This window comes from Aeromicrobium sp. A1-2 (assembly GCF_003443875.1).
GTDB lineage: Bacteria > Actinomycetota > Actinomycetes > Propionibacteriales > Nocardioidaceae > Aeromicrobium.
In genome coordinates this window covers 2,558,951-2,581,926 of record NZ_CP027482.1, presented here as the reverse complement: position 1 = coordinate 2,581,926, position 22,976 = coordinate 2,558,951, and the positions used below count along the sequence as shown (strand labels likewise).

The 22,976-nt window shown below is 69.0% G+C and carries 23 protein-coding genes and 1 tRNA gene; 12 read left to right on the top strand and 12 right to left on the bottom strand.

What is annotated here, in order from left to right; translation table 11 throughout:
• The first annotated feature begins 1 nt into the window (after position 1).
• Together meaB and C6I20_RS12595 are read left to right on the top strand one after the other, a co-directional pair.
• Positions 2-973 carry a methylmalonyl Co-A mutase-associated GTPase MeaB gene (meaB, locus tag C6I20_RS12600; RefSeq protein WP_118396362.1) on the top strand — a complete coding sequence of 324 codons (972 nt, stop codon included), beginning with the start codon at positions 2-4 and terminating at the stop codon, positions 971-973.
• Positions 974-1,018: 45 nt separating this feature from the next.
• Positions 1,019-1,810, top strand: coding sequence for a transglutaminase family protein (locus C6I20_RS12595; protein WP_118396360.1), 792 nt, complete (start codon positions 1,019-1,021; stop codon positions 1,808-1,810).
• Positions 1,811-1,813: 3 nt separating this feature from the next.
• Here C6I20_RS12595 and C6I20_RS12590 read toward each other — a convergent pair whose 3' ends face one another.
• The 3 genes from C6I20_RS12590 to C6I20_RS12580 all read right to left on the bottom strand — a co-directional run bounded on the left by C6I20_RS12590 (position 1,814) and on the right by C6I20_RS12580 (position 4,888).
• Positions 1,814-2,458, bottom strand: coding sequence for an NADPH-dependent F420 reductase (locus C6I20_RS12590; RefSeq protein ID WP_118396358.1), 645 nt, complete (start codon positions 2,456-2,458; stop codon positions 1,814-1,816).
• A 305-nt stretch (positions 2,459-2,763) separates the two neighbouring features.
• Entirely contained in the window at positions 2,764-3,675 is a 912-nt protein-coding gene (locus tag C6I20_RS12585) for a hypothetical protein (RefSeq protein WP_162891313.1), read from the bottom strand.
• A gap of 106 nt (positions 3,676-3,781) precedes the next feature.
• Positions 3,782-4,888 (bottom strand): citrate synthase 2, encoded by a 1,107-nt coding sequence (locus C6I20_RS12580; protein ID WP_118396354.1) that lies wholly within the window; start codon positions 4,886-4,888, stop codon positions 3,782-3,784.
• 36 nt (positions 4,889-4,924) lie between these two features.
• On the opposite strand from C6I20_RS12580, the gene pdxH reads away from it, so the two are divergent.
• Positions 4,925-5,569 (top strand): pyridoxamine 5'-phosphate oxidase, encoded by a 645-nt coding sequence (gene pdxH, locus C6I20_RS12575; RefSeq protein WP_118396352.1) that lies wholly within the window; start codon positions 4,925-4,927, stop codon positions 5,567-5,569.
• 2 nt (positions 5,570-5,571) lie between these two features.
• Here pdxH and C6I20_RS12570 read toward each other — a convergent pair whose 3' ends face one another.
• A complete protein-coding gene (locus C6I20_RS12570) occupies positions 5,572-6,894 on the bottom strand; it encodes a bifunctional dTDP-4-dehydrorhamnose 3,5-epimerase family protein/NAD(P)-dependent oxidoreductase (protein ID WP_118396350.1) in 1,323 nt (440 codons plus the stop codon).
• A 49-nt stretch (positions 6,895-6,943) separates the two neighbouring features.
• The gene (rfbB, locus tag C6I20_RS12565; protein WP_118396348.1) at positions 6,944-7,942 is read right to left on the bottom strand and encodes a dTDP-glucose 4,6-dehydratase; all 999 of its coding nucleotides are present in this window, start codon (positions 7,940-7,942) and stop codon (positions 6,944-6,946) included.
• Positions 7,943-8,000: 58 nt separating this feature from the next.
• Here rfbB and rfbA point away from each other — a divergent pair, with 58 nt between their 5' ends.
• Together rfbA and C6I20_RS12555 are read left to right on the top strand one after the other, a co-directional pair.
• Positions 8,001-8,867, top strand: a complete 867-nt coding sequence (gene rfbA / locus C6I20_RS12560; protein ID WP_118396346.1) for a glucose-1-phosphate thymidylyltransferase RfbA — start codon at positions 8,001-8,003, stop codon at positions 8,865-8,867.
• A 69-nt stretch (positions 8,868-8,936) separates the two neighbouring features.
• The gene (locus tag C6I20_RS12555; RefSeq protein WP_118396344.1) at positions 8,937-9,602 is read left to right on the top strand and encodes a DedA family protein; all 666 of its coding nucleotides are present in this window, start codon (positions 8,937-8,939) and stop codon (positions 9,600-9,602) included.
• A 135-nt stretch (positions 9,603-9,737) separates the two neighbouring features.
• Here C6I20_RS12555 and C6I20_RS12550 read toward each other — a convergent pair whose 3' ends face one another.
• Positions 9,738-10,031 carry a hypothetical protein gene (locus C6I20_RS12550; protein ID WP_118396342.1) on the bottom strand — a complete coding sequence of 98 codons (294 nt, stop codon included), beginning with the start codon at positions 10,029-10,031 and terminating at the stop codon, positions 9,738-9,740.
• A 107-nt stretch (positions 10,032-10,138) separates the two neighbouring features.
• Between C6I20_RS12550 and C6I20_RS12545 the strand changes: the two genes are divergently transcribed.
• On the top strand, positions 10,139-11,407 hold the full coding sequence (locus tag C6I20_RS12545; protein WP_216822887.1) for an MFS transporter: 1,269 nt from the start codon (positions 10,139-10,141) through the stop codon (positions 11,405-11,407).
• Between the two features lie 15 nt (positions 11,408-11,422).
• Here C6I20_RS12545 and C6I20_RS12540 read toward each other — a convergent pair whose 3' ends face one another.
• Entirely contained in the window at positions 11,423-12,130 is a 708-nt protein-coding gene (locus C6I20_RS12540) for a hypothetical protein (protein WP_118396339.1), read from the bottom strand.
• Between the two features lie 9 nt (positions 12,131-12,139).
• Positions 12,140-13,489, bottom strand: a complete 1,350-nt coding sequence (locus tag C6I20_RS12535; RefSeq protein ID WP_118396337.1) for a deoxyribodipyrimidine photo-lyase — start codon at positions 13,487-13,489, stop codon at positions 12,140-12,142.
• Positions 13,490-13,544: 55 nt separating this feature from the next.
• On the opposite strand from C6I20_RS12535, the gene C6I20_RS12530 reads away from it, so the two are divergent.
• Positions 13,545-14,234 (top strand): metal-dependent transcriptional regulator, encoded by a 690-nt coding sequence (locus C6I20_RS12530; RefSeq protein WP_118398898.1) that lies wholly within the window; start codon positions 13,545-13,547, stop codon positions 14,232-14,234.
• A 4-nt stretch (positions 14,235-14,238) separates the two neighbouring features.
• Here the strand turns inward: C6I20_RS12530 and C6I20_RS12525 are convergent, their stop codons facing one another.
• Together C6I20_RS12525 and C6I20_RS12520 are read right to left on the bottom strand one after the other, a co-directional pair.
• A complete protein-coding gene (locus C6I20_RS12525) occupies positions 14,239-15,054 on the bottom strand; it encodes a DUF1295 domain-containing protein (protein WP_118396335.1) in 816 nt (271 codons plus the stop codon).
• A 7-nt stretch (positions 15,055-15,061) separates the two neighbouring features.
• On the bottom strand, positions 15,062-16,369 hold the full coding sequence (locus tag C6I20_RS12520) for a cyclopropane-fatty-acyl-phospholipid synthase family protein (RefSeq protein WP_118396333.1): 1,308 nt from the start codon (positions 16,367-16,369) through the stop codon (positions 15,062-15,064).
• A gap of 68 nt (positions 16,370-16,437) precedes the next feature.
• Here C6I20_RS12520 and C6I20_RS12515 point away from each other — a divergent pair, with 68 nt between their 5' ends.
• The 4 genes from C6I20_RS12515 to C6I20_RS12500 all read left to right on the top strand — a co-directional run bounded on the left by C6I20_RS12515 (position 16,438) and on the right by C6I20_RS12500 (position 20,621).
• Positions 16,438-16,911: a PGPGW domain-containing protein gene (locus C6I20_RS12515; RefSeq protein WP_162891312.1), complete on the top strand. Its 474-nt coding sequence runs from the start codon at positions 16,438-16,440 to the stop codon at positions 16,909-16,911.
• 51 nt (positions 16,912-16,962) lie between these two features.
• Complete coding sequence (locus tag C6I20_RS12510; protein ID WP_118396331.1) at positions 16,963-17,946, top strand: 1-aminocyclopropane-1-carboxylate deaminase/D-cysteine desulfhydrase; 984 nt, start codon at positions 16,963-16,965, stop codon at positions 17,944-17,946.
• A gap of 65 nt (positions 17,947-18,011) precedes the next feature.
• Positions 18,012-19,226 (top strand): S8 family serine peptidase, encoded by a 1,215-nt coding sequence (locus C6I20_RS12505; protein WP_118396329.1) that lies wholly within the window; start codon positions 18,012-18,014, stop codon positions 19,224-19,226.
• Positions 19,227-19,280: 54 nt separating this feature from the next.
• Positions 19,281-20,621 (top strand): NAD(P)/FAD-dependent oxidoreductase, encoded by a 1,341-nt coding sequence (locus C6I20_RS12500; protein WP_118396327.1) that lies wholly within the window; start codon positions 19,281-19,283, stop codon positions 20,619-20,621.
• Between the two features lie 23 nt (positions 20,622-20,644).
• Here the strand turns inward: C6I20_RS12500 and C6I20_RS12495 are convergent, their stop codons facing one another.
• Both C6I20_RS12495 and C6I20_RS12490 read right to left on the bottom strand, forming a co-directional pair.
• Positions 20,645-21,640, bottom strand: a complete 996-nt coding sequence (locus C6I20_RS12495) for a DNA topoisomerase IB (protein WP_118396325.1) — start codon at positions 21,638-21,640, stop codon at positions 20,645-20,647.
• Positions 21,641-21,772: 132 nt separating this feature from the next.
• A tRNA-Arg gene (locus C6I20_RS12490) sits at positions 21,773-21,846 on the bottom strand.
• A gap of 266 nt (positions 21,847-22,112) precedes the next feature.
• Between C6I20_RS12490 and C6I20_RS12485 the strand changes: the two genes are divergently transcribed.
• Complete coding sequence (locus C6I20_RS12485) at positions 22,113-22,892, top strand: HAD-IIA family hydrolase (RefSeq protein ID WP_118396323.1); 780 nt, start codon at positions 22,113-22,115, stop codon at positions 22,890-22,892.
• The last annotated feature ends 84 nt before the right edge of the window (positions 22,893-22,976 follow it).

Below are 22,976 nucleotides of genomic sequence, written 5' to 3'. Positions count from 1 at the left end.
GATGGTCGACGTCGCAGACCTCGCCGACGACGTCCGGGTCGGCAAGCGGGCGGCGATCGCCCGTGCCATCACGCTGATCGAGTCACGTCGTGCCGACCATCGCGCCGAGGCGCGAGAGCTGCTGGGCCTCCTGACCCCCGAGGCCGGGGGGGCCGTGCGGGTCGGCATCTCGGGCGTGCCCGGGGTCGGCAAGTCGACGTTCATCGAGGCGCTCGGGATGCACCTCGTGGAGGAGGGGCACCGCGTGGGTGTGCTGGCGGTCGACCCGTCCAGCGTGCGTACCGGCGGATCGGTGCTCGGTGACAAGACCCGGATGTCGCGGCTCGCGGTGAGCCCCGACGCCTATATCCGGCCCTCACCCACCGCGGGGACGTTGGGTGGTGTCGCCCGCGCGACGAGCCAGGCGATGACGGTCCTCGAGGCAGCCGGCTTCGATGTCGTGCTGGTCGAGACCGTGGGCGTCGGTCAGTCCGAGATCACGGTCGCCGGCATGGTCGACACGTTCTTGTTCCTGACGATCGCTCGCACCGGCGACCAGCTGCAGGGCATCAAGAAGGGCATCCTGGAGATCTCGGACGTCGTCGCGGTCAACAAGGCCGACGGCGAGCGCGTGCAGGAGGCCGAGGCGACCTCCAAGGACCTGGCCGGTGCGCTCCGCATGGTCTACGCGGGCGGCACCGGATGGGTCCCACCGGTGCTGACCTGCTCGGCGCTCGACGGCACCGGGATCGATACCGTCTGGAACCGGATCATCCGGCACCGCGAGTTCATGGGCAGCAAGGGTCTCCGCGAGAAGAGGGCCCAGCAGCAGCTCGACTTCACCTGGGCGCTGGTGCGCGACGAGCTCGATCAGCGGCTGCGCGGCGACCCCCAGGTCGCCGCGATGCGCGCGGAGATCCGCGAGGCCGTGCTGTCCGGAGAGATGCCGGCCGCGACCGCCGCTGACCGGATCCTCGAGGCGTTCGACGGCTGACCCTCGTCCCGGGCCGCGTCACCGCAGATGTGACAGGATCGATCAGTGAAAAGATCTGTCTCCGCCAACCTGCAGCTGCACCTCCACGCCGAGGCTGACCTGATCTTCTCGATCGCGGTCGCCGAGGGGGTCGAGGCGACCGAGTCGCTCACGATCCGCTCCGGTGGCGTGGAGCTCGAGCCGCACGAGATCGCCGGGCGCCACGGGACTCGTCTGCACCGGCTCACCGGACCGGCCGGGCGCATGACGATCGACTACACGGCCGAGGTCATGGGGCATGCCGCCCCGTCTCCGGTCGACGAGCTCGACCTGATCGAGTATCGCCGGCCCAGCCGCTACTGCGAGTCCGACACATTGTTCTCGACGGCCAACTCCGAGTTCATGGGGGTGCACGGCAAGGAGCTCCTCGACGCCGTCAGCTCCTGGGTCGGTGCGCACCTGTCGTACGTGCCGGGAGCGAGCCTGCCGACCGACGGCGCCGTCGCGACGATGCTGGCCCGCCAGGGCGTGTGTCGGGACTACGCCCATCTCGTCGTGGCACTGCTGCGCGCGCTCGACGTCCCGGCCAGGATCGCCTCGGTCTACGCGCCGGGCCTCTATCCGATGGACTTCCACGCCGTCGCGGAGGCGTACATCGAGGACGCCTGGCACGTCGTCGACGCGACGACCCTCGCCCCTCGGGGGAGCCTGCTGCGCATCGCGACAGGCCAGGACGCCTCCGAGACGGCGTTCCTGTCCCAGCACTGGGCCCGGGTGGACCTGCTGTCGATGAACGTCACCGCGGTCGTCGACACCCTGCCTGCCGACGACTTGAAACAGCTCACCGAGCTGCGCTGAGACTCAGCCGTTGCGGCGGCTCGCCGACGCTGCGGCCGCCGCCATCTGGATGCTCGTGAGTCGCGGGCCATAGCCAGGTGTGTCGGGCTGCACCCGCCAGCCCTCGGGCAGGGCGCCCAGGTCGACGACGTCGAATCCGACCGCGTCGATGAACGCGCTGACCTCGGCCTTGGCTGCGGCGTCGTCGCCGGCGATGGCGAGCGCTCGGCGGTCGGTCGTGCCGGGCCCCTGCGCCTCGGCGGTGATCGCGTCGGACTGGATGTGGTTGAACGCCTTCACGACGCGCGCGCCGGGCAGGTGGCGCTGCAGCAGCTCGGCGCTGGTGGTCGCCTCGCTGTCGAGCTCAGGGATCGATCCGTCTCGTTGTGGGTAATAGTTGTTGGTGTCGATCACGGTCTTGCCTGCGAGAGCGCCCGCCGGCACCGAGTGGATCGCCTTGACCGGGATCGTCACGACCGCGATGTCGGCGGCCTCGGCGGCCTCCTGAGCCGTACCGGCCCGGGCTGTGGGGCCCAGCTCGTCGATCAGTGCGGTGAGCGTCTCAGGCCCGCGTGAGTTGCTGATCACGACGTCGTAGCCCTTGGCCGTGGCTGCGCGAGCCAACTGGCCGCCGATGTGTCCAGCGCCGATCAATCCGATTGTTGTCATACCGGGTTCAACGTCGCGGACCATGCCACCATTCCGAGGAACGGACGACGCGGAGACAAGGGAGTGTCTCCGCGCCGAGGATCGCCTGGTGAGGGAGTAACTCAAAAGGACTAGATCCGTATAGTCCTGATTAACTACATCGTGCGCTAATGTCAAGACTGCACGTGGCGGCACGGCTTCGATAGCGTTGCTGATCACGTGGGTGGTCCGACCGTTCGGGGGGGTGGTCGGACCGTTTCTTGCGGGCGCCGTCAGGCGTGCGGGGCCGGTCGTCTCGGGGGGACGACCGGCCCCGGCTCGCCCGTCTAGACGATCGCGAGTGCGGCGTAGGCGAAGGCTCCGCTGTGGATGTCCCATCCGCCGAGCTTCCAGGCCTTGCCCTCGCGACGGAGGATGAAAACTGCGCGCGTCGGCACCGTCAACATGTCGTCGCGTCGGGCCGAGGAGTTGAACACCGGCACCGCAGCGGACGCCTCGAGCGTCGCGATGATCCGCGGCATCGCCTTGGAGCGGTCGACCCGGATGGCGACCTTCGAGAATGTCGGGTTGACCCAGACGGCCCGACCTCGGTAGCCCGCCGTCCCGTATGCCTTGCCGTAGAAGACCCGACCCCGTCCGGCCGAGGCGTGACTGGCGCCCGCGGTCGTGCCGGCACCGCGAAACAGCACCAGCCCGAGAGCATCACGGGCGGACTGGCAGTTCGGACAGGCAACGAAATGCGCGACGCGGGGGTGGTACGTGCTCACCGTGACGGGGGCAAGAGCCGTCAGGACGAAGTCGAGGTCCTTCGCTGCGTACGACGTACGGGGGAGTGACAGTCGCGAGTACCGCTGCTCGAACACGAAGCGCACCGCGGTGCAGGCCGCCTCGCGGACCGCCGCCTTGCCGAACACGGCCACGGCCTCTGCGGCCCCGCTCGTGCGGACCGCGGGGCACCAGTCGACAGTCTTGCCGTCAACCGCCACCGCGTCCGATCGCCCGGGCCAGATGCCCTGAACCGATTCCGGGGCGCGATCCGCGGTCGGTCCAGCGGGCGTCGGCGTCGTGGCTGTCGGCGTGGGGCTCGGACTCGCCGTGGCCGGTGCCAGGACCGCCGAAGGGGTGGCCCGCTGGCCCTCGCCCACCGAGCCGTCGGGGGAGGCCAGACCGATCGTCAGGCTCACGAGCACGACCGCGGCAATGACCCCCGCGAGGATCGTGATTCCCTTTGACCTCACGGCGCTCAGCATAGGCGAGGCAGGGCCATGTCCCGGACGTGCCGGACGCCGAAGGGCCCCATCCGGCGACGGATGGGGCCCTTCTACGTCGTGCAGTGGTGCTGGGTCAGCTGGTGGCCCACGCCGGGTTCCAGCCCTCGACCTCATCGGCGCCGCGGGTCGGCGGGCCGGTGTAGATCGCGGACGGCCGGATCAGACGACCGGTGCGCTTCTGCTCCAGGATGTGCGCGCTCCAACCCGCGGTGCGGGCCGAGGTGAACATGGCCGTGAACATGTTCGGGGGCACCTCGGCGTAGTCCAGAACGATGGCGGCCCAGAACTCGACGTTGGTCTCCAGCACCCGATCGGGCCGACGCTCGCGGAGCTCCTTGAGCGCGGCCTGCTCCAGCGCGATGGCGACCTCGGCTCGCGGAGCGTTGAGCTCCTTGGCGGTGCGTCGCAGCGTGCGTGCACGAGGGTCCTCGGCGCGGTAGACGCGGTGACCGAAGCCCATCAGGCGCTCGCCCGAGTCGAGCAGATCCTTGACGTACTTGGTCGCGTCGCCGGACTTCTCGACACCCTCGATCATGGTCAGCACACGGGCCGGGGCGCCGCCGTGCAGCGGGCCCGACATGGCACCGACGGCTCCGGAGAGCGCGGCGGCGACATCAGCACCGGTCGAGGCGATGACGCGAGCAGTGAACGTCGATGCGTTCATGCCGTGCTCGGCAGCCGAGACCAGATAAGCGTCGATGGCCTTGGCGTGATCGGGGGTGACCTCGCCACGCCAACGGGTGAGCATCCGTCCGATGATCGAGTCGTTCTTGTCGATCTCGGCCTGCGGCACCATGGGCTTGCTGACGCCGCGGGCGGCCTGGGCGACGTACGACAGGATCATGACCGCGGTGCGAGCGAGGTCCTCGCGGGCCTGCACGTCATCGATGTCGTAGAGCTGCTTGAGGCCCCACGCCGGTGCGGTCAGCGCGATGGCGCTCTGCACGTCGGCGCGGATGTCGCCGGAGTGGACCGGGATCGGGAACGGTTCTGCCGGCGGGAGGCCGGGTTCGTACGAGCCGTCGACCAACAGCCCCCAGATCTTTTCGAACGGCACGCGGCCGACCAGGTCGTCGATGTCGACACCGCGATAACGCAGTGCAGAGCCTTCCTTGTCGGGTTCGGCGATCTCGCTCTCGAACGCGATGACGCCTTCCAGCCCGTGGTGCACTTCAGTCATACCCTGCATTCTGCACTGCGCCACTACGGTGGAGTCATGGAGACCCCCGATCTGGCGCAGATGCGGGCCGAGTACGCCCGTGAGGGGCTCGACGAGACGGCCGCCGGCGATGATCCGCTGGCGCTGTTCGGTCGGTGGCTCAACGAGGCGATCGACGCGGACCTGTACGAGCCGAATGCCATGGCTCTGGCGACGGCAACACGTGATGGGCGGCCTGCTGTCCGCATCGTGCTGCTCAAGGGGCTGGACGAGCGCGGCCTGACCTTCTTCACGAGCTATGAGTCGCGCAAGGGTGCTGAGCTGGAGGCGAATCCGCGTGCCGCGGCGACCATGCTGTGGCATCCGCTGCAGCGGCAGGTGCGGGTCGAGGGCGTCGTGAACCGCATCGACGAGGCCGAGTCCGACTCGTACTTCCAGTCCAGGCCGCGTGGATCCCAGATCGGCGCCGTCGCGTCACCGCAGTCTCGACCGATCCCCAACCGCGAGTCGCTGGAGCAGCGCGTCCTCGAGGTCGAGCAGGTGTTCGGCGGCCACGAGATCGTACGTCCACCGATCTGGGGCGGCTACCGCATCGCCTTCGACACGATCGAGTTCTGGCAGGGCCGGGAGAGCCGGCTGCACGACCGCCTCAGGTACGCCCGGCAGGGCGACGGCTGGCGTCGTGACCGTCTCGCCCCCTGAGATCAGGCTGGTGGTTGATCGCGCGGAGCGAGCGTGCTGTGCCGGGGTCGGGGCGCGAGGTGCTTGTCGGCGCCGTACGACTCGGTTGAGACTCCGACCACGTCGGCAGGGTCCCGACCCTCGGCGGCGAACACCTCGCGCGCGATGGCGGCCCACGACCTGGGCTCGCCGCCGCCGGTGAGGTGGTGGATGCCGTACGGCGCGCCGCTCGCCAGCAGCCCCACGATCCCCTCGGCGAGCTCGGCGGCGGTCGTCAGCCGACCGAACTGGTCATCCACGACCTGGGGCCGGACGCCGCCCTGGGCCAACCGCTGCATCGTGGCGACGAAGTTGCCGCCGTCGCCGACGACCCAGCTGGTGCGGACGATGTAGTGCTTCTGGACCGTCGAGGTGACGGCCTCGCCAGCGGCCTTGGTCTGCCCGTAGACACCCAGAGGCGACAGTGGCTCGTCGATCGTGTGCTCGGGCCGTGTGCCGTCGAAGACGTAGTCCGACGAGATCGTCACGAGAGTCAGGCGGCGCTGGATCGCGATCCGGGCCAGGGCAGCGACCGCCGTGACGTTGACCGCCCACGCCTGCTGCCGGCCCTCGGGAGTCTCGGCGGCATCGACCGCGGTGAATGCGGCCGCGTTGATGATCGTGTCGATGTCGTCCCACGGCACCCGGTCATAGGTCGTGGGATCGGTCAGGTCGAGCTGGGACCGGCTCAGCGCCAGAGCGTCGGGCAGGACCTCTCGCAGCGCGCGGCCCAGCTGTCCGTCTGCGCCGAGGATGAGGGCCCGCCGGGTCGGCACCGGCACGACCTCGGCCAGACGCGGGTGCCCACGATCCTTGTCGGAGATCTCGATCAGGGGCAGTGGCCACGGGACGTTGACGGTCTCGTCGGCGAGATTGACGTTGGCGTACTCGCCGTCGGGGGTCCAGTGGGCGTTGACGAGGTAGGAGTACGCCGTACCGTCCTCGAGCGTCTGGTAGCCATTGGCCACACCGCGGGGGATGAACACAGCGGTCGAGGCGTCGAGCTCGATCGAGAACGTCGCACCGAACGACTCGCCCGCGCGCAGGTCGACCCATGCCGCGAACACGCGCCCGGTCGCCACCGAGACGAGCTTGTCCCACGGCTCGGCGTGGATGCCGCGAGTCGTGCCCGCCGAGGTGTTGAACGCGATGTTGTGCTGGACCGGGCCGAAGTCGGGCAGGCCGGCGTCCACCATCTTGGTCCGCTGCCAGTTCTCCTTGAACCAGCCTCGGTTGTCCGCATGGACGGGCAGGTGCACGACCAGCAGGCCGGGGATCGCGGTCGCGGTCACCTCGGGGCCAGTCACGTCAGGTCGCGATGGCGCTCAGGCGCGGCGCAGGCCATGGTCGTCACGATCACTGACCCTGTCGCGCGTACATCGACTCGGTCGCGGCCTTGCTCGGTCGCCACCACCGCTCGTTGGCCCGGTACCACTCGACCGTGTCCGCGAGGCCAGACGTGAAGTCGGCGAACTCCGGCTGCCAGCCGAGCTCGGCACGCAGCTTGCCGGAGTCGATCGCGTAGCGCCGGTCGTGGCCGGCGCGATCGGTGACGTGCTCGAAGTCATCGGGCTCGCGGCCGAAGATCTCCAGCAATCGGGCGACCACGTCGCGGTTGCCCTGCTCGCCATCGGCGCCGATCAGGTACGTATCGCCGATCGCTCCGTGCTGCAGGATCGTCAGCACCGCGCGGCTGTGGTCCTCGACGTGGATCCAGTCGCGGACGTTGAGGCCGTCGCCGTACAGCCGCGGCTTGTGGCCGTCGATGAGCTGGGTGATCTGGCGGGGGATGAACTTCTCGACGTGCTGGTAGGGCCCGTAGTTGTTGGAGCAGTTGCTGATCGTCGCGCGAACGCCGAAGGACCGTACCCAGGCCGCGACGAGCAGGTCCGAGCCGGCCTTGGTCGCGGAGTAGGGGCTGGACGGGTTGTACGGCGTCGACTCGGTGAACCGTGCCGGGTCGTCCAGGTCGAGGTCGCCGTAGACCTCGTCGGTCGAGATGTGGTGGAAGCGGACGTCGTGCTGCCGGGCGGCCTCGAGCAGCGTGAACGTGCCGACCAGGTTGGTCTGCACGAACGGGCTGGGGTCGTTGAGCGAGTTGTCGTTGTGCGACTCGGCTGCGAAGTGCACGACGGCATCGTGACGGCCCACCAGATCGCTGACCAGCGCGGCGTCGGCGATGTCACCGACCACGAGGGTGCAGCGGTCCGCCGGCAGGTCCGCGAGACTCTCGCGGCTCGCGGCGTACGTCAGCTTGTCGAGGACCGTGACGTCGAGGTCGGTCGTGGTGATGAGGTGGCGCACGAAGTTGGAGCCGATGAAACCGGCCCCACCGGTCACCAGGACGTTTCGCATGGGGCCACAGTAGTGGTGCCGCTCTGCGTGCGGGGGGCGCATCCCTAGGATGTGCGCCATGCGCGGAATCATCCTGGCCGGTGGAACTGGCTCCCGACTCCATCCCGTCACACGTGCCGTGAGCAAGCAGCTGCTCCCGGTGTACGACAAGCCGATGATCTACTACCCGCTGTCGACGCTGATCCTGGCGGGCGTCACCGAGGTCCTGATCATCACGACTCCGCACGACTCGGCCCAGTTCGCTCACCTGCTGGGCGACGGCTCGCAGTTCGGCATCGAGATCACCTACGCCGTGCAACCCAGTCCGGATGGTCTCGCGCAGGCGTTCGTGATCGGCAAGGAGCACATCGGCAGCGAGCCCGTGGCGCTGGTCCTCGGCGACAACATCTTCTACGGTGCCGGTCTCGGCACGCAGCTGACCAAGTTCACCGACCTCGACGGCGCCGTGATCTTCGGCTACCGGGTCGCCGATCCTTCGGCCTCGGGCGTCGTGGAGTTCGACGAGCGCGGCGTCGCGATCTCGCTGGAGGAGAAGCCCGCGATCCCCAAGAGCTCGTACGCGGTGCCGGGTCTGTACTTCTACAGCAACGACGTCGTCGACATGGTCGCCGATCTCAAGCCCTCCGCGCGGGGCGAGCTCGAGATCACCGACCTCAACCGGCGTTATCTCGAGGCCGGTCGTCTGAGGGTCGAGGTGCTCGAGCGGGGCGTCGCCTGGCTCGACACCGGCACGTTCGACTCCCTCGGTGAGGCCGGTGAGTTCATCCGCACCGTCCAGAAGCGGCAGGGGTTGTCGATCGGTTGCCCCGAGGAGGCGGCTTGGCGCAAGGGCCTGCTGACCGACGACGGCCTGCGTGCGCAGGCCGATGCCTATGCCAAGAGTGGCTATGGCGACTACCTGCTGGGGCTCCTGCAGGACCGCTGAAACCCGCTGTTCACGCGGGGTCCACCTCGCCGCGGGTCGCGCGTCACGTCGGCCGGGCACTCTGTCGGCATGACCGCCCTCCTGCTGACGCTCCTGCTGGGCTTCTTTCTCGCATTTGCTGAGTCCGGCCTGGGGCTCGGCATGGTGCTGCCGGGTGAGACCGCCGTCGTCCTGCTGGCTGCGACGATGGGGACCCCGACGCAGATGGTCATGCTGGGGATCGTCGTGATGTTGGGCGCAAGTGCGGGTGACCACGCGGGATACCTGCTGGGCCGGCGGTTCGGCGACAACCTGCGCGAGACCAGGGCCGTTCGGCGCCTCGGGGTGCGGCACTACGACCGAGCCACCGAGATGCTGCACCGCCGCGGCGGGCTTGCGGTCTTCCTGACCAGGTTGATCCCGATCGTCCGCACGCTGACCCCGGCGGCGGCCGGCGCCTCCGGGCTGGAGTACCGCCGCTTCGCTCCGGCTTCCCTGGCCGGTTCCGCGACGTGGGCGGCGGCGTACGTAGGCGGCGGCTCGACCGTCGCCGCAGCCGTCGCGATCGCGACCGACACCTTCGGCCGAGCCTCCTGGTTGCTGCTCGTGCTGCTCGCGGTGGCCCTGATCCCGGTGCTGATGATTCGCACCGTTGTGGGCGTTCGTCCGGTGTCTGCCACACCCGACGTGGCGTCCCTCGAGCTCGCTGTCCGGCGGTCGAGCTTCTCACCGCTGGTCAGCGATCTCCAGTCCTAGCCCCACCCGCGGCAGCGAAACTGTGCGAGTTCGCACTGCGTCGATCAGGAGTAGTGCGAACCTCCACCATCCATGCTCCGCGACCCGGGCAGGCTCGCACACTTTGCGGACAGGGCAGCGCTGGAGGCCCGCGGGCTAGAAGATGAAGAAGGCTGCAATTACCGCTGGGAGTGTGCCGAGCACGAGCCACGGCACGAACACGGTCCGGCGGTGCACCAGCCGGATCGCGCCGAGAGCAAGCACCCCGAGGCAGCCCATCACGACGAGCAGGATGATCCCGTCGCTGTTGCGACCTTCCCCCACGATCGTGTGGATGACTGCCACCAGTGCGCCGAGCGGAAAGCTCGACACGGCGAGGATCAGGAATGACACGACCCAGCGCTGCACCTGCTCGATCGTGAGCTCATGGCGGATACGGGGAGTGGTCATGCGGTCAGTATGCGCGCTCTCGCTGCGGCGTGACCGGCAGGCGCCGATCCAGCCTGATCGCGCCAGCCGGTTGCGGCCTGCAACGGCCGCGCTGGCATGATCTGGTGGTGAGCTTCCTGGCCCGGGTCGGACATGTCGTCAGCGACATCCGGCCGCTGCGGGAGTCCCCGGCATTTCGGCGGTTGTGGTTCGGCCAGACGATCTCGCAGTTCGGCCAGCAGATGACCGTCATCGCGATCGCGTTCCAGGTCTACGGCCTGACCGGCTCGTCGTTCAAGGTCGGTCTGGTCGGGCTCTGCGGACTAGCTCCGCTCGTGCTGGGCGGCCTTTACGGGGGAGCGCTGGTCGATGCCTACGACCGGCGACTGATCGCCCTGTGGTCGGCGGTGGGCCTGTGGGTGTGCTCGGGCCTGCTCGTCGCGCAGGCCTACGCCGACGTCGAGTCGGTCGGACTGCTGTACGCCATCGTCGCCCTGCAGGCCGCGTTCTTCGCGGTCAACAACCCGGCGCGCTCGGCGATGCTGCCACGCCTGCTGCCTGCCGAGATGCTTCCCGCGGCGAATGCCCTCGGTATGGCGTCGTTCAACCTTGGATTCACGGTCGGCCCGTTGGTCGGCGGCCTGGTGATCGGGTGGCACGGGGTCGAGGTCGCGTACACGATCGACGCGATCACGTTCGGAGCCGCGCTGTACGCGCTCGTGCGGCTCCCGTCCATCCCGCCGCTCGGTGGCCGCGGCTCGGCGCCGGGCCTGCGTTCGGTCGTCGAGGGGCTGCGCTTCCTGGCCTCGGCGCCCAACCTGCGGATGACCTTCATCGTCGACCTGTGCGCCATGATCTTCGCCCAGCCACGGGCGCTGTTCCCGGCGCTGGCCATCACGGTCTACGCCGGCAACGCCTCGACGCTCGGCCTGCTGCAGGCCGCACCGGCGATCGGCTCCCTGGTGGCCTTTGCGGTGTCGGGATCGGTTGGCCGGGTGCGGAGGCAGGGCATCGCCATCGTGGTCGCGATCGCGGTCTACGGCGTCGCGGTCGCGGCGGTGGGGGTCTCCGCGATCGGGCTGCCCGGCGTGCTGTGGCTCGGGGTCACATTCCTTGCACTGTCCGGCGCCGCCGACATGATCAGCGCGTCCTACCGGTCGACGATCCTGCAGACTGCCGCGCCCGATGAGCTCCGGGGCCGGCTGCAGGGGGTCTTCGTCGTCGTCGTCGCCGGCGGACCCAGATTGGGCGACTTCGTCATCGGCTCGATCGCGGCCGCGACCAACGAGGAGTGGGCCATGATCATCGGCGGTGTGCTGTGTCTCGCCGGGCTGGCGACCGCGACTGTCCTGCAACGTCGCTTCCTGACGTACGACACCCGCAACCCGACGCCGTAGCCGAGCGACGCGACGTCAGGAGAAGTTGGCGACGTCGATCTCGATCCACACCTGCTCGGCGCGGCCGAGCAGCTCGCCGGCCTCGGTGTACAACGCGGTGTCGGTCAAGAACTTGCGGCCGTTGCGCGAGTCGAGGTGTCCGACCGACAGGCACGGTTCACCGGCCCGCGGCCTGCGCAGGACCTGGGCCGTCATGCGCCCCAGCACCATCGTCTGCTTGGTGAAGTCTGCGGACCAACCGCCGGGGCAGTCCAGCGCTGCCCACATGATCGGCTCGTCGATCGTGCCGTCCTCGCCGGCGAAGGACTCGTGCGGAGTCCACGGACCAGCGGTCCGATCGCCCTCGATCGGGCCGGTGAACAGGCGCAGTCCGTCGCCCTCGCCGCGCTGTGTGCCGCATGTGAAGCAGTGGTCGAAGGGGTGATGCTTGAATCCCGGGTACGCCGCCAGGCCCGCCTGCGCCTGCTCGAGCGTCGGCACCATGGGCGCCTCGCGCGTGAACGAGCCGGCCGCTGCCTCGCCGATCACGGCGCCGCCGGCGGTCAGGAGACGGACCTCGTCCGCGTCCCGCTCCCAGCTGAGGGGCGTGTCGAGCGGCGGCGGCAGCCGCAGCGTCGAGGTGACCGGCCCGGTGCCGTCGACCTGCTCGGCGATCAGCCCTGCGACGTAACCACCATTGCCGGAGTGGGCTGGACCGTTGAACTGCGTTGGAATCGTGACCACGGTCCCACACTAGGGCCGGATCGAGTCATACCTGCGCAGGGCCTCCCGCCGCTCCTCGGCGTGGTCCACGATCGGCGCGGGATATCCGGCTGGCGGATCCGCGAGCTCCCACGGTGTGTGGACGTGCCGGGAGGGCACCTCGGCGAGCTCGGGCACCCACCGGCGCACGTACTCGCCGTCGGGATCGAACTTCTTGCCCTGCGTCATGGGATTGAAGATGCGGAAGTACGGCGACGCATCGGTGCCACACCCTGCGACCCACTGCCAGCCGTGCTGGTTGGACGCCAGGTCGGCGTCGACCAGCAGGTCCAGGAAGTGTCTGGCGCCGTGCTGCCACTCGACGTGCAGGTCCTTGACCAGGAAGCTCGCGACGATCATGCGTACGCGGTTGTGGATCCACCCCTCGCCCAGCAGCTGGCGCATGCCGGCGTCGACAATCGGGATGCCGGTCTGCCCGGTCTTCCACGCGTCCAGCCCGTCGCCCGGCTCGTCGTAGTCCATGGCCTCGAAGGCGCGGTTGTAGTACCCGAAGGCCGAGTCCGGTCGGTGGTGCAGGACATCGGCGTAGAACTCGCGGAACGCCAGCTCGCGGGCATAGGCCTGGGACCGGGGGGAGCGCAGCGGAGCCAGGTCGGCGAGCATCGTGCGCGGATGGATCGTGCCCCACTTGAGGTGCACCGACATCCGCGACGTGCGGTCGGGGCCCGGCAGGTCGCGGGTCGTGTCGTAGTCGGCGACATCCTGGTCGAGGAAGTCATGCCATCGGTTGAGTGCAGCCTCCTCACCGACGGGGGGCAGCGTCAGTCCGGGGGGCACCTCGGCCACCGGGATGCGGTGGGTGCGTCCGCCGGGCCGGATCCATCGCACGTCGGCGGCGGGCTCGGCCGGCCCACGCCAGCCGTGCTCCTGCCAGGTGCGGAAGAACGGGGTGAACACGCGATAGCCCGTGCCATCCCCCTTGAGGACCCGTCCGGGTGCGACGGCGTACGGCGATCCAGTGCGGACCATGGCGATGTCGTGCGCGGCCAGAGCCTGCTCGACCGCGACATCGCGCTCGGCACCGTACGGCGTGAAGTCGGCGGAGATGTGCACCGTCGTTGCCTCGACGGTGCGGGCGATGCGGACCACCTCGGACGCCGGATCGCCGTGCACGACGTGCAGCCCGCCGATGCGATCGGAGAAGTCCTGCAGCAGCCGCACGAGATAGGCCTGGCGGGTGCTGGCACCCGGTCCCCAGAACTTGTCGTCGAGCACGAGCAGCGGCACGACACCGTCAGGTCCGGCGGAGATCGCGGCCTGCAGGGCGGGGTGGTCCTGCAGGCGGAGGTCCGTGCGGAACCACATCACTGACGTCGGCATGAGTCCATTGTCCGGCGTGACGCCCGATGCCGCACGGCATGGAACAATGGTCGACGTGAGCGACCTGATCGACACCACCGAGATGTATCTCCGCACGGTCTACGAGCTGGAGGAGGAGGGCATTGTGCCCTTGCGCGCCCGGATTGCCGAGCGCCTCCACCAGAGCGGTCCGACAGTCAGCCAGACCGTGGCCCGGATGGAGCGCGACGGCCTGTTGACGGTCGAGGGCGATCGCCACCTCGAGCTGTCCCCCAGGGGGCGCCAGCTTGCGACCCGGGTCATGCGCAAGCACCGGCTCGCCGAGCGTCTGCTGACCGACATCATCGGCCTGGAGATCGAGTTCGTCCACGAGGAGGCGTGCCGCTGGGAGCACGTGATGTCCGAGCAGGTCGAGCGCCGGCTCGTCGAGCTGCTGAAGCATCCGACCGAGTCGCCCTACGGCAATCCGATCCCCGGGCTGTCCGAGCTGGGCCAGGTCGGTGCCGACCCGGCGTTCCTCGAGGGCGTCGTGCCGATGCCCAAGGCCGTCAGTGGCGCGATCGAGCCGATCCGGCTCGTGGTTCGTCGTATCGCCGAGGAGCTGCAGAAGGACACCGAGGTCATGTCGGTGCTGCGCCGGGTGGGTGCACTTCCCGGCAACGACGTGCTGGTCTCGCAGGGCCACGACGGCCTCGTGGTGGCCCGCCAGGGCGAGACCGCCGAGATCGACGCCGAGGCAGCTGCCCACATCTTCGTCTCGGGCTGACCGTTCAGCGGACCTTGGGGGCCTTGGGCTTCCAGGGCACGAAGCCGCTGGTGCGACGTACGTAGTCCTCGTAGCCGGGCTTGGTCTTCTTCATGCCCTTCTCGTTGAGGGATGCACCCGTCACCTTGGTGAGGAAGAGCGTCATGGCGATGGGTCCGATGACCGTCGCCAGGCCGGGCCAGGAGCCGGCGACGACGATCCAGATGCCGGTCCATACGCACGCATCTCCGAAGTAGTTGGGGTGGCGGGTGTAGCGCCACAAGCCCTGGTCCATGACCTGGCCCTTGTTGGCGGGATCGGTCTTGAACTTCGCGAGCTGGGCGTCGCCGACCGCCTCGAAGAACAGTCCGATCGCCCACACGGCGACACCGACCACCAGCAGCCACGTGCAGATTTCCTGGTTGTTGGCCCCGATCATGATGGGGGTCGCCACGAGCCACATCGCGACACCCTGCGGCACGAAGACCCGCATCAGTGCGACCTGGGCGAACGATCGACCGTCGGCGTCCGCGAGCTCGGCGTAGCGTGGGTCCTCGGCCTGCCCGGAGTTGCGGCTGTGCAGGTGCCAGGCGAGCCGTACGCCCCACACCGACACCATCGCGAGGAGGATCCAGCGCAGCGCTGGATCGCCGTCACCGCCGGCCGACACCAGGGCCGTCTCGGCCGCAACGAGCACGAAGCCGAGGCCCCACATCGTGTCGACGACCGTGAGCTTGTGCTGACGCTGGGCGATCGCGAGCCCGATCCCCATGAAGACCACGACGATCCCGAGCCCCCCGAGGAGGCTGGCGCCGGACTGGGACAGGTCGTTGGGTGTCATGCGTCGACTATGCCAGCCAGGCGAGCGGACTGCTCGGCATGCTGCTGACACCCCTGGCGCTGGGCTTGACCGAGAGGACCTGGTCGACGCCCATGCGGTTCTCCTCGAATGCCAGCGCGCCACCGACGAGGTAGAGGCGCCACACGCGGGCGTTCTCCTCGCCGATCAGCTTGACCGCGGTGTCCCAATTGTCCTCGAGCTTCGCGGCCCAGCCTGCAACCGTCTGTGGGTAGTGCTCGCGCATCGCCTGGACGTCGCGGATCTCCAGGCCCGACGCGGCGATCAGGCCGATCGTCTTGGCCAACGGCTTCATGTGCATGTCAGGCGCGATGTACGTCTCGATGAACGGCCCTCCGCCGGGGCTGTCACCGGGGGCGTCGTTGCTGCGCGACATCTGCTGGATCAGCGCGCGGCCGCCGGGCTTGAGGTAGCGGTGGATCGAGTCGACGAACACGACGTACTCCGCGTCGCCGACGTGCTCGCCCATCTCGATCGAGGCGATCGCGTCGATGCCGTTGTCCATCACGCCCGACGCCTCGAGATCGCGGAAGTGGCGCAGGCTGACGTTGACCTTGTCTGCGAGTCCACGCTCGGCGGCCTTGCCCATGACGTAGTCGCGCTGCTCGATCGAGAGCGTCACGCCGGTGACGTGCACGCCGTAGTGCTCGGCTGCGAACAGCGTCAGTGAGCCCCAGCCGGACCCGATGTCGACCATCTTCATGCCCGGCTGCAGGCCGAGCTTCTTGCAGATAAGGTGCAGCTTGGCGGTCTGCGCCTCCTCGAGCGTCATGTCGGGCGTCAGGTGGTATCCGCTGGAATAGGCCACGTTGGGATCGAGGATCAGCTCGTAGAAGTCGTTCGACAGGTCGTAATGGTGCGAGATCGCGGCTTGGTCACGCTCCTTGCTGTGCAGCTCACCGGTCAGATTTGACTCGGCGGCAGGTGCCGGCGGACGTCGGCCGATTGCTCCGAGCCGCACGGCGAGTGCCACGGCCTTGGCGATCTGCTTGGGGCCGATCGTGGGACGTCCGGCGCTCTGATCAGCGATGCGGGCGTCGCGCACGGCGTTCCACATCGCCCGCAGTCCGTCGCCGAGGTCGCCCTCGATGTCGAGGTCCCCCTGGACGTACGCGCGAGCCACTCCGAGCTCGCCCGGCTTCCAGATGATGTGTCGCAGGGCCCTCTTGCTGCGGATCACGACGACAGGGGCTCCGGGTACGCCGGCCTCGCTGCCATCCCAGGCGCGCAGGCGGATCGGGAGCGAGAGGCCGAGAGTCTCCTCAGCCAGCGACAGGAGGGAGGATGCGATGTTCACGTCGCCAAGTCAACCGCGGGCCCGAGGGTTCCGCCATCTCAAGTTGGGGGTGCTGGCATGCTTGGGCCATGAGCCTTCGGTCCGCCATGTTGGGCTGGTTCCGTCGCACGGGTCGCGAGGTGCTCGGCTGGACCCTGATCCCGGTCGGCATCGCGCTGATGCCTCTGCCCGGCCCCGGCATGCTGATCGTGGTGTCCGGTGTCGCGCTGCTATCACGCCACTACGTCTGGGCGCAGAGGCTGCTGGACCCGTTGGAGCGTCGGGCGATCGAGGCGGCGAAGTACGGCGTGGCGACGTGGCCGCGTATCGTCGTGAGCTTCCTCGGTGGGCTGTGGCTGTTTGCCCTCGGCATCGTGTGGATGATGAGCCCGGAGATCCCGGAGTTCGATGTCCTCAGCGTCGGCTTCGGCCCGCAGCTCCCGGCGCACGGGTGGGCCACGGCCCTCGGCCTGTGGGCCTCGGCGTTGGCGGCGTGGGGGCTCCTCGGCTACAGCGTCGTGCGGTGGCGCGAGCCCCACGTGGCGCGCGCCAGTGCGAAGTGATGGATCTCCTCGCCTGTCGCGCTCGGGACCATCACTCCTAGAGTGACCCACATGAGTCGACTCGGACAGCGCTTTCCCGCCGCCGACCTGCCGCATGTGCGGCTCGGAGCGAGCCCGACCCCGGTACGCCGGCTCGAGCGGCTCGGGCTGCAGGACGAGGTCTGGATCAAGGATGAGGCCGGGTTCGGTGACGGCGGCTGGGGTGGCAACAAGGTCCGCAAGCTCGAGTGGATCATCCCGGAGGCGCACCGCCGGGGCCGGGACACGGTGCTCACAGTCGGTGGCATCGGCACGCACTGGGGCCTGGCCGCCGCGCTGTACGGACGTGAGCACGGCCTGCGGACGGTCCTCGGGCTGGTGGAGCAACCCGTCGACGAGCACGTGCGCGAGCAGCTCCGTCGACTCGCTGCCTCGGGGGCCGTGATCCACCGCTACCCGACGGTGGGGCGGCTCAAGCTCGCGGCCCCATGGATCCTGGCCCGTCATTCACGCCGCGGGCGATTGCCCTACTACCTGCCCGCCGGCGGCTCCTCGGCGGTCGGCAGCCTCGGCTATGTCGAGACGGCACTCGAGATCGCCGCGCAGGTCGAGGCCGGCGAGATGCCCGAGCCCCGGACACTCGTGACGGCAGTGGGATCGGGGGGCACCGCGGCTGGACTGGCTCTGGGACTCCGGCTCGCCGGGCTCCGCACCCGGGTCCTGGGCATCGTGGTCAACGACTCGTTCCGGCTCGACGCCGTGACCATCAGCCGACTGGCCAACCAGACCGCAGCTCTCCTGCGTGACCGCGGGGCCGACGTCTCGATCGAGCTGACTCCCGCTGACGTGAGCGCCACCGCAGTGTGGATGGGAGACACCTACGGCGCCACGACAGAGCGCGGATCCGAGGCGCTCGCGCTGGCAGCCGAAGCCGAGGGGCTGGAGCTCGAGCCGGTCTACACCGCCAAGGCGCTGGCCGCCGTTCGTGGACTGGACGGCGCTCTGGACGGGCCGGTCCTGTTCCTGCAGACCCACGGGCCTCGCCCGGAGTCGTAGCGTTTGGGCCGTAACCCCGGGCCATCCTCCCGCGTTGATCCCCTGACGGACGGAAGGTGGCCCCAGTGCGCAACGCATTCGGACAGATCATGGTGTCGGTGGCGCTCGGCGCAACACTGGTCGCGGCCAGCACCTCGAGCGCAGGGGCCTCGGACGACGTCCTCTCACGCCTGGACCGGACGCTGCAGCAGACGGCGGCTGGAATCCTGGCCGCCGCGACCCCGGGCGCACCGCTCAAGGTCGTGACCACGAGCCGCACATCGGCCGGCCCGAAGATCTCCACCAGCACCGCGAGCACGAGGTCGAGTGCGCTCAAGCTCATCGTGGCGGGGCTGGCCAAGAAGTCCACGATCGGCGTCGACATGGCGCACCCCGTGCAGATCGATGTCTCGAAGGACACCTATCGCAGCAAGCAGTGGGCCTTGAGCCGGTTCGGCGCCGAGACCGCGTGGAAGACCACGTCTGGTCGCGGCGTCGTCGTCGCCGTGGTCGACACAGGTGTCCGGGCGGCACATCCAGACCTGCGAGGCCAGGTCCTCAAGGGATATGACGTCGTGTCACCGGGTGGGTCGGCGGACGACGCGAACGGTCACGGCACGCATGTCGCCGGGATCATCGCGGCCGTTGCCGGCAACCGGAAGGGCATTGCCGGGCTGGCCCGCCACGCGAAGATCCTGCCGGTACGCGTGCTCGACGGCTCCGGCTCGGGTGACACCGCTGGCGTGGCCCGCGGCATCGTCTGGGCGACGGACCACGGCGCCGACGTCATCAATCTGTCCCTGGGCTCGCGCTGGAGTGACTCGGCCGGTCGCGCCGCGGTGGAATATGCGCAGTCCAAGAACGTCGTCGTCGTCGCAGCCGCAGGCAACACCTCCTGTGCGTTCCTGTTCGGGTCACCGACCGCCTATCCGGCGGCCTACCCGGGCGTCATCGGGGTCGGCGCAATCAACTCCGACGGCTCGACGGCGTCCTACTCCAGCTGTGGCTCGTGGGTCGACGTGGTGGCGCCGGGCAGCGGCATCATCTCGACGATGGTGCAGGCGCCGGACCAGAGCCTCAACTGCCCACCGACGTACTGCACCCTCTCGGGAACCTCGATGGCCACGCCGTACGCGGCAGCTGCTGCGGCCCTCGAGATCGCCCACCTCGGTCGGGGCTGGCGCGCCTCGACGGTCAGCTCGTTGATGCTGTCGACGGCGGATGACGTGGGATCGCGCGGCTACGACTCGCGGACCGGCAACGGCGTCATCAACCCGCGCCGCATGCTCGCCGCCCGCTGAGGTCCGGCGCTGCCTGCTCTGGCCTGACCGGCCGGCATGGCACAAACTGGGGGCATGAGCGTTCACGAGTGTGATGTCGTCGTCGTCGGTCTCGGACCAGGTGGAGAGGCGCTGGTGGCCCGGCTGGCCAAGGCCGGGCTCGCCGTCGTGGCCGTCGAGGCAGAGCTGGTCGGCGGAGAGTGCCCCTACTGGGGGTGCATCCCGTCCAAGATGCTGATCCGTGGGGCCAATGCGCTGGCCGAGTCGCGCCGGGTCGAGACACTGTCCGGCAGCGTCTCGGTGACGCCGGACTTCAGCAAGGTGGCCCGGCGCATCCGCGACGTGGCGACCGACAACTGGGACGACACAGTCGCAGCCGATCGGATCACCGACGCCGGCGCGACACTCGTGCGCGGTCATGGCCGGCTGGCCGGTGATCGCACCGTCGAGGTCGATGGCCAGACGTACGTTGCGTCCAGGGGCGTCGTGCTCAACACCGGCACGACGGCCTCGGTCCCGCCGATCGACGGCCTGGCCGACACTCCGTACTGGACCAACCGGGAGGCGCTCAGCAACGAGCAGGCGCCGGCATCCCTGATCGTCATCGGCGGTGGCGCGATCGGTCTCGAGTTGGCCCAGGCATACTCGCGGTTCGACACCCAGGTCACGGTCCTCGAGGGCGGTCCGCGAATCCTCGGGCCGGAGGAGCCGGAGTCGTCCGAACTCCTCACCAGGGTCTTCGAGGCCGAGGGCATCGGCGTGCATGCCGGCATCACGATCGACAGCGTCGCGTACGCCGACGGCCGATTCACGGTGACCAGCGGTGACGTGACCCACGAAGCCGAGCGGCTGCTCGTGGCGGCCGGCCGGAAGTCCCGACTCGACGACATCGGTCTCGACACGGTGGACGTCGACGCCGGCCGGTTCCTCCCGGTGCAGGACGACATGAGTGTCAAGAACGGCCTCTGGGCGATCGGCGACATCGTGGGTCGGGGGGCGTTCACCCACGTCGCGATGTATCACGCGGAGCGTGCCGCTCGATCGATCCTCGGCGAGCCCCAGAGCGACTACGACACCAGCTTCCCGCGGGTCACGTTCACCGACCCGGAAGTCGGCGGTGTCGGCATCACGGAGTCGCAGGCCCGGGAGCGGGGCATCAACGTGCGGGTCGGACTGACCGACGTCGCCGCGAGCAGCCGTGGCTTCCTGCACGGCATCGGCAACGAGGGACTGATCAAGATCATCATCGACGAGGACCGTGGTGTCATCGTCGGCGCGACGAGTGCGGGGCCCATGGGCGGCGAGACGCTCGCGGCGCTGGCGTTCGCGGTGCGGGCGGAGATCCCGGTCGAGACGCTGCAGAACACCATCTACGCCTATCCGACGTTCTGGCGCGCGATCGAATCCGCGCTCTGAGACGTGCGCCCAGCCGAGCGCACCTAGGCGCGGCGCAGCATGCGGAGCACCTGACGTTCCAGCGTGCGACTGATCGTGGCGCCGGGAGCCACTCGACGGTGGTTGGACCCGACCGTGACTCCGTCGGCGTAGAGGTCGACGACTCGGGGGTCGACGTAGGAGGATCGGGCGATCGCCGGGGTGTTCCCGAGGTGCTCGGACACCTCACGCATCGCCGTGGCAACCGACTTCTTGCGGCTCGCGGCTGAGGCCCGGTCGCTGGTTGCGAGCGAGAGCGCGGCGATCGAGGTGCCGCGCCAGGTGCGGAAGTCCTTGGCGGAGTACGCGTCGCCCAGCAGCTCCTTGACGTAGGCGTTGACGTCGTCGGCAGCCAGATCGTGCCACTGCCGCCCCGACTTGTACGCCAGCAGCCGGTCGCCGCCCCCCCGGCGGCGGTGCAGCGTGTCGAGCACGTCCCGCACCCGCTCGTCCCGGACCGTGACCTCGACGTCCTGGCCCGACTTGGCGGGATAGGAGAACGTCATGCCGCGACCCGTGCCGTGCACGTGCCGCTTCTCCAGCGTCGAGAGGCCGTAGCTCCCGTTCTCCTCGACGTACCGCTCCGAACCGATGCGGAACATGCCGAGATCGAGCAGGCTGAATGCCGTCGCAGCGAACCGCTCAAGGGTCAGCCCATCGCCGCCGAGGTCGCGACGTGATGCGGTCCGGTGCTTGAGGAGCTCGGCGGCGAACCCTTCCATCCGTTGGTACTTCGCCAGGTCCCGCCGCACTCGCCAGTCCGGGTGATAGATGTACTGCCTCCGGCCGGCGACGTCGGTGCCGACCGCTTGCAGATGACCATTGTCGAGCGGGCAGATCCACACCGCGTTCCACGCGGGCGGGATGACCAGCAGCCGGCAGCGCTCGACCTGCTCCGGCTCGAGCGGCCGCCGGTCCTGGTCGAGGTAGCGGAAGCCTCGTCCGTGACGCACCCGCTCCCAGCCCGGTGTTGACGGAGACGTACGGCGGAGTCGGACCATGGTGGAATCACGCTAGGTCAGCTCCGCCCCGCCCGCACCTCCACCAGATTTGTGGCGGTGCGCACCGTGCCGTAGGTCAAACGGGTGCAGAACCTCACACATCGCGGGGATGGGGATAGGGGTGCGATGGGGTGCCCTCGACAGGAATCGAACCTGTGACCTACCGCTTAGGAGGCGGTCGCTCTATCCGACTGAGCTACGAGGGCGTGGACTCAGGCTATCCAATCTTGGTCCGGGTCCAGACGATCGCCTCTATGTCCGGCCCACCCGCCTGCCCTTATCTCCCGGGGTTGCAGTGCTGAGGTGACGCGTTCTCTGCCTGCTGGCGGCGCGGCCCGGACTGGCTGTCGCATCTGGCCGGGATACCTGCTTCGGCCGAACGCGGCACCGACGTCACGACCCAGGAGATCGACGCCAGCACCCTGATCTGGAAGTTCCTCACCCGGCACTCCGCGGGTGGACAATAGGGGGCATGACCAAGGCGATCGAGACATGGCTGACCGACATGGATGGCGTGCTCGTCCACGAGGAGAAGGCGATCCCCGGGGCCGCCGAGTTCATCAACCGACTCAAGCAGACCGGTCGCAAGTTCCTGGTCCTCACCAACAACTCGATCTTCACCCCCCGTGACCTGTGCGCGCGGCTGCGTGCCGCCGGCATCGATCTGCCGGAGTCGGCGATCTGGACGTCGGCGCTGGCCACTGCCAAGTTCCTCAGCGAGCAGCGACCCGACGGCACGGCGTACGTCATCGGCGAGGCCGGCATGACCACGGCGCTGCACAACGTCGGCTACATCATGACGAGCCGCGACCCGGAGTACGTCGTGCTGGGGGAGACCCGCACGTATTCGTTCGAGGCGATCACCCGAGCGATCCAGCTGATCGACAACGGCGCGCGGTTCATCGCGACCAATCCTGATGCCACCGGACCGTCGCCCGGCGGTTCGTTGCCCGCGACGGGCTCGGTTGCGGCACTGATCACCAAGGCAACGGGAGTCGAGCCCTACTTCGTGGGCAAGCCCAACCCACTGATGATGCGTAGCGCGCTCAACCAGATCGAGGGCCACTCCGAGACGACGGTCATGATCGGCGACCGGATGGACACCGACGTGCTCTCGGGTCTCGAGGCCGGGCTGCGAACGTTCCTGGTGCTGACCGGGTCGACCGCGCCGGGCGAGGTCGAGCGGTTCCCGTTCCGACCGACCGAGGTCTTCGAGTCGATCGCGGACATCGTTCCCCTCGTCCAGCCCTGAAAGTTACCTATCGGTAACCGCCGGCTGCGAGGAATTGTTATCCTTTCGTAATCTCCGGCGGGCTCACCGGCCCTCACCGGAGAA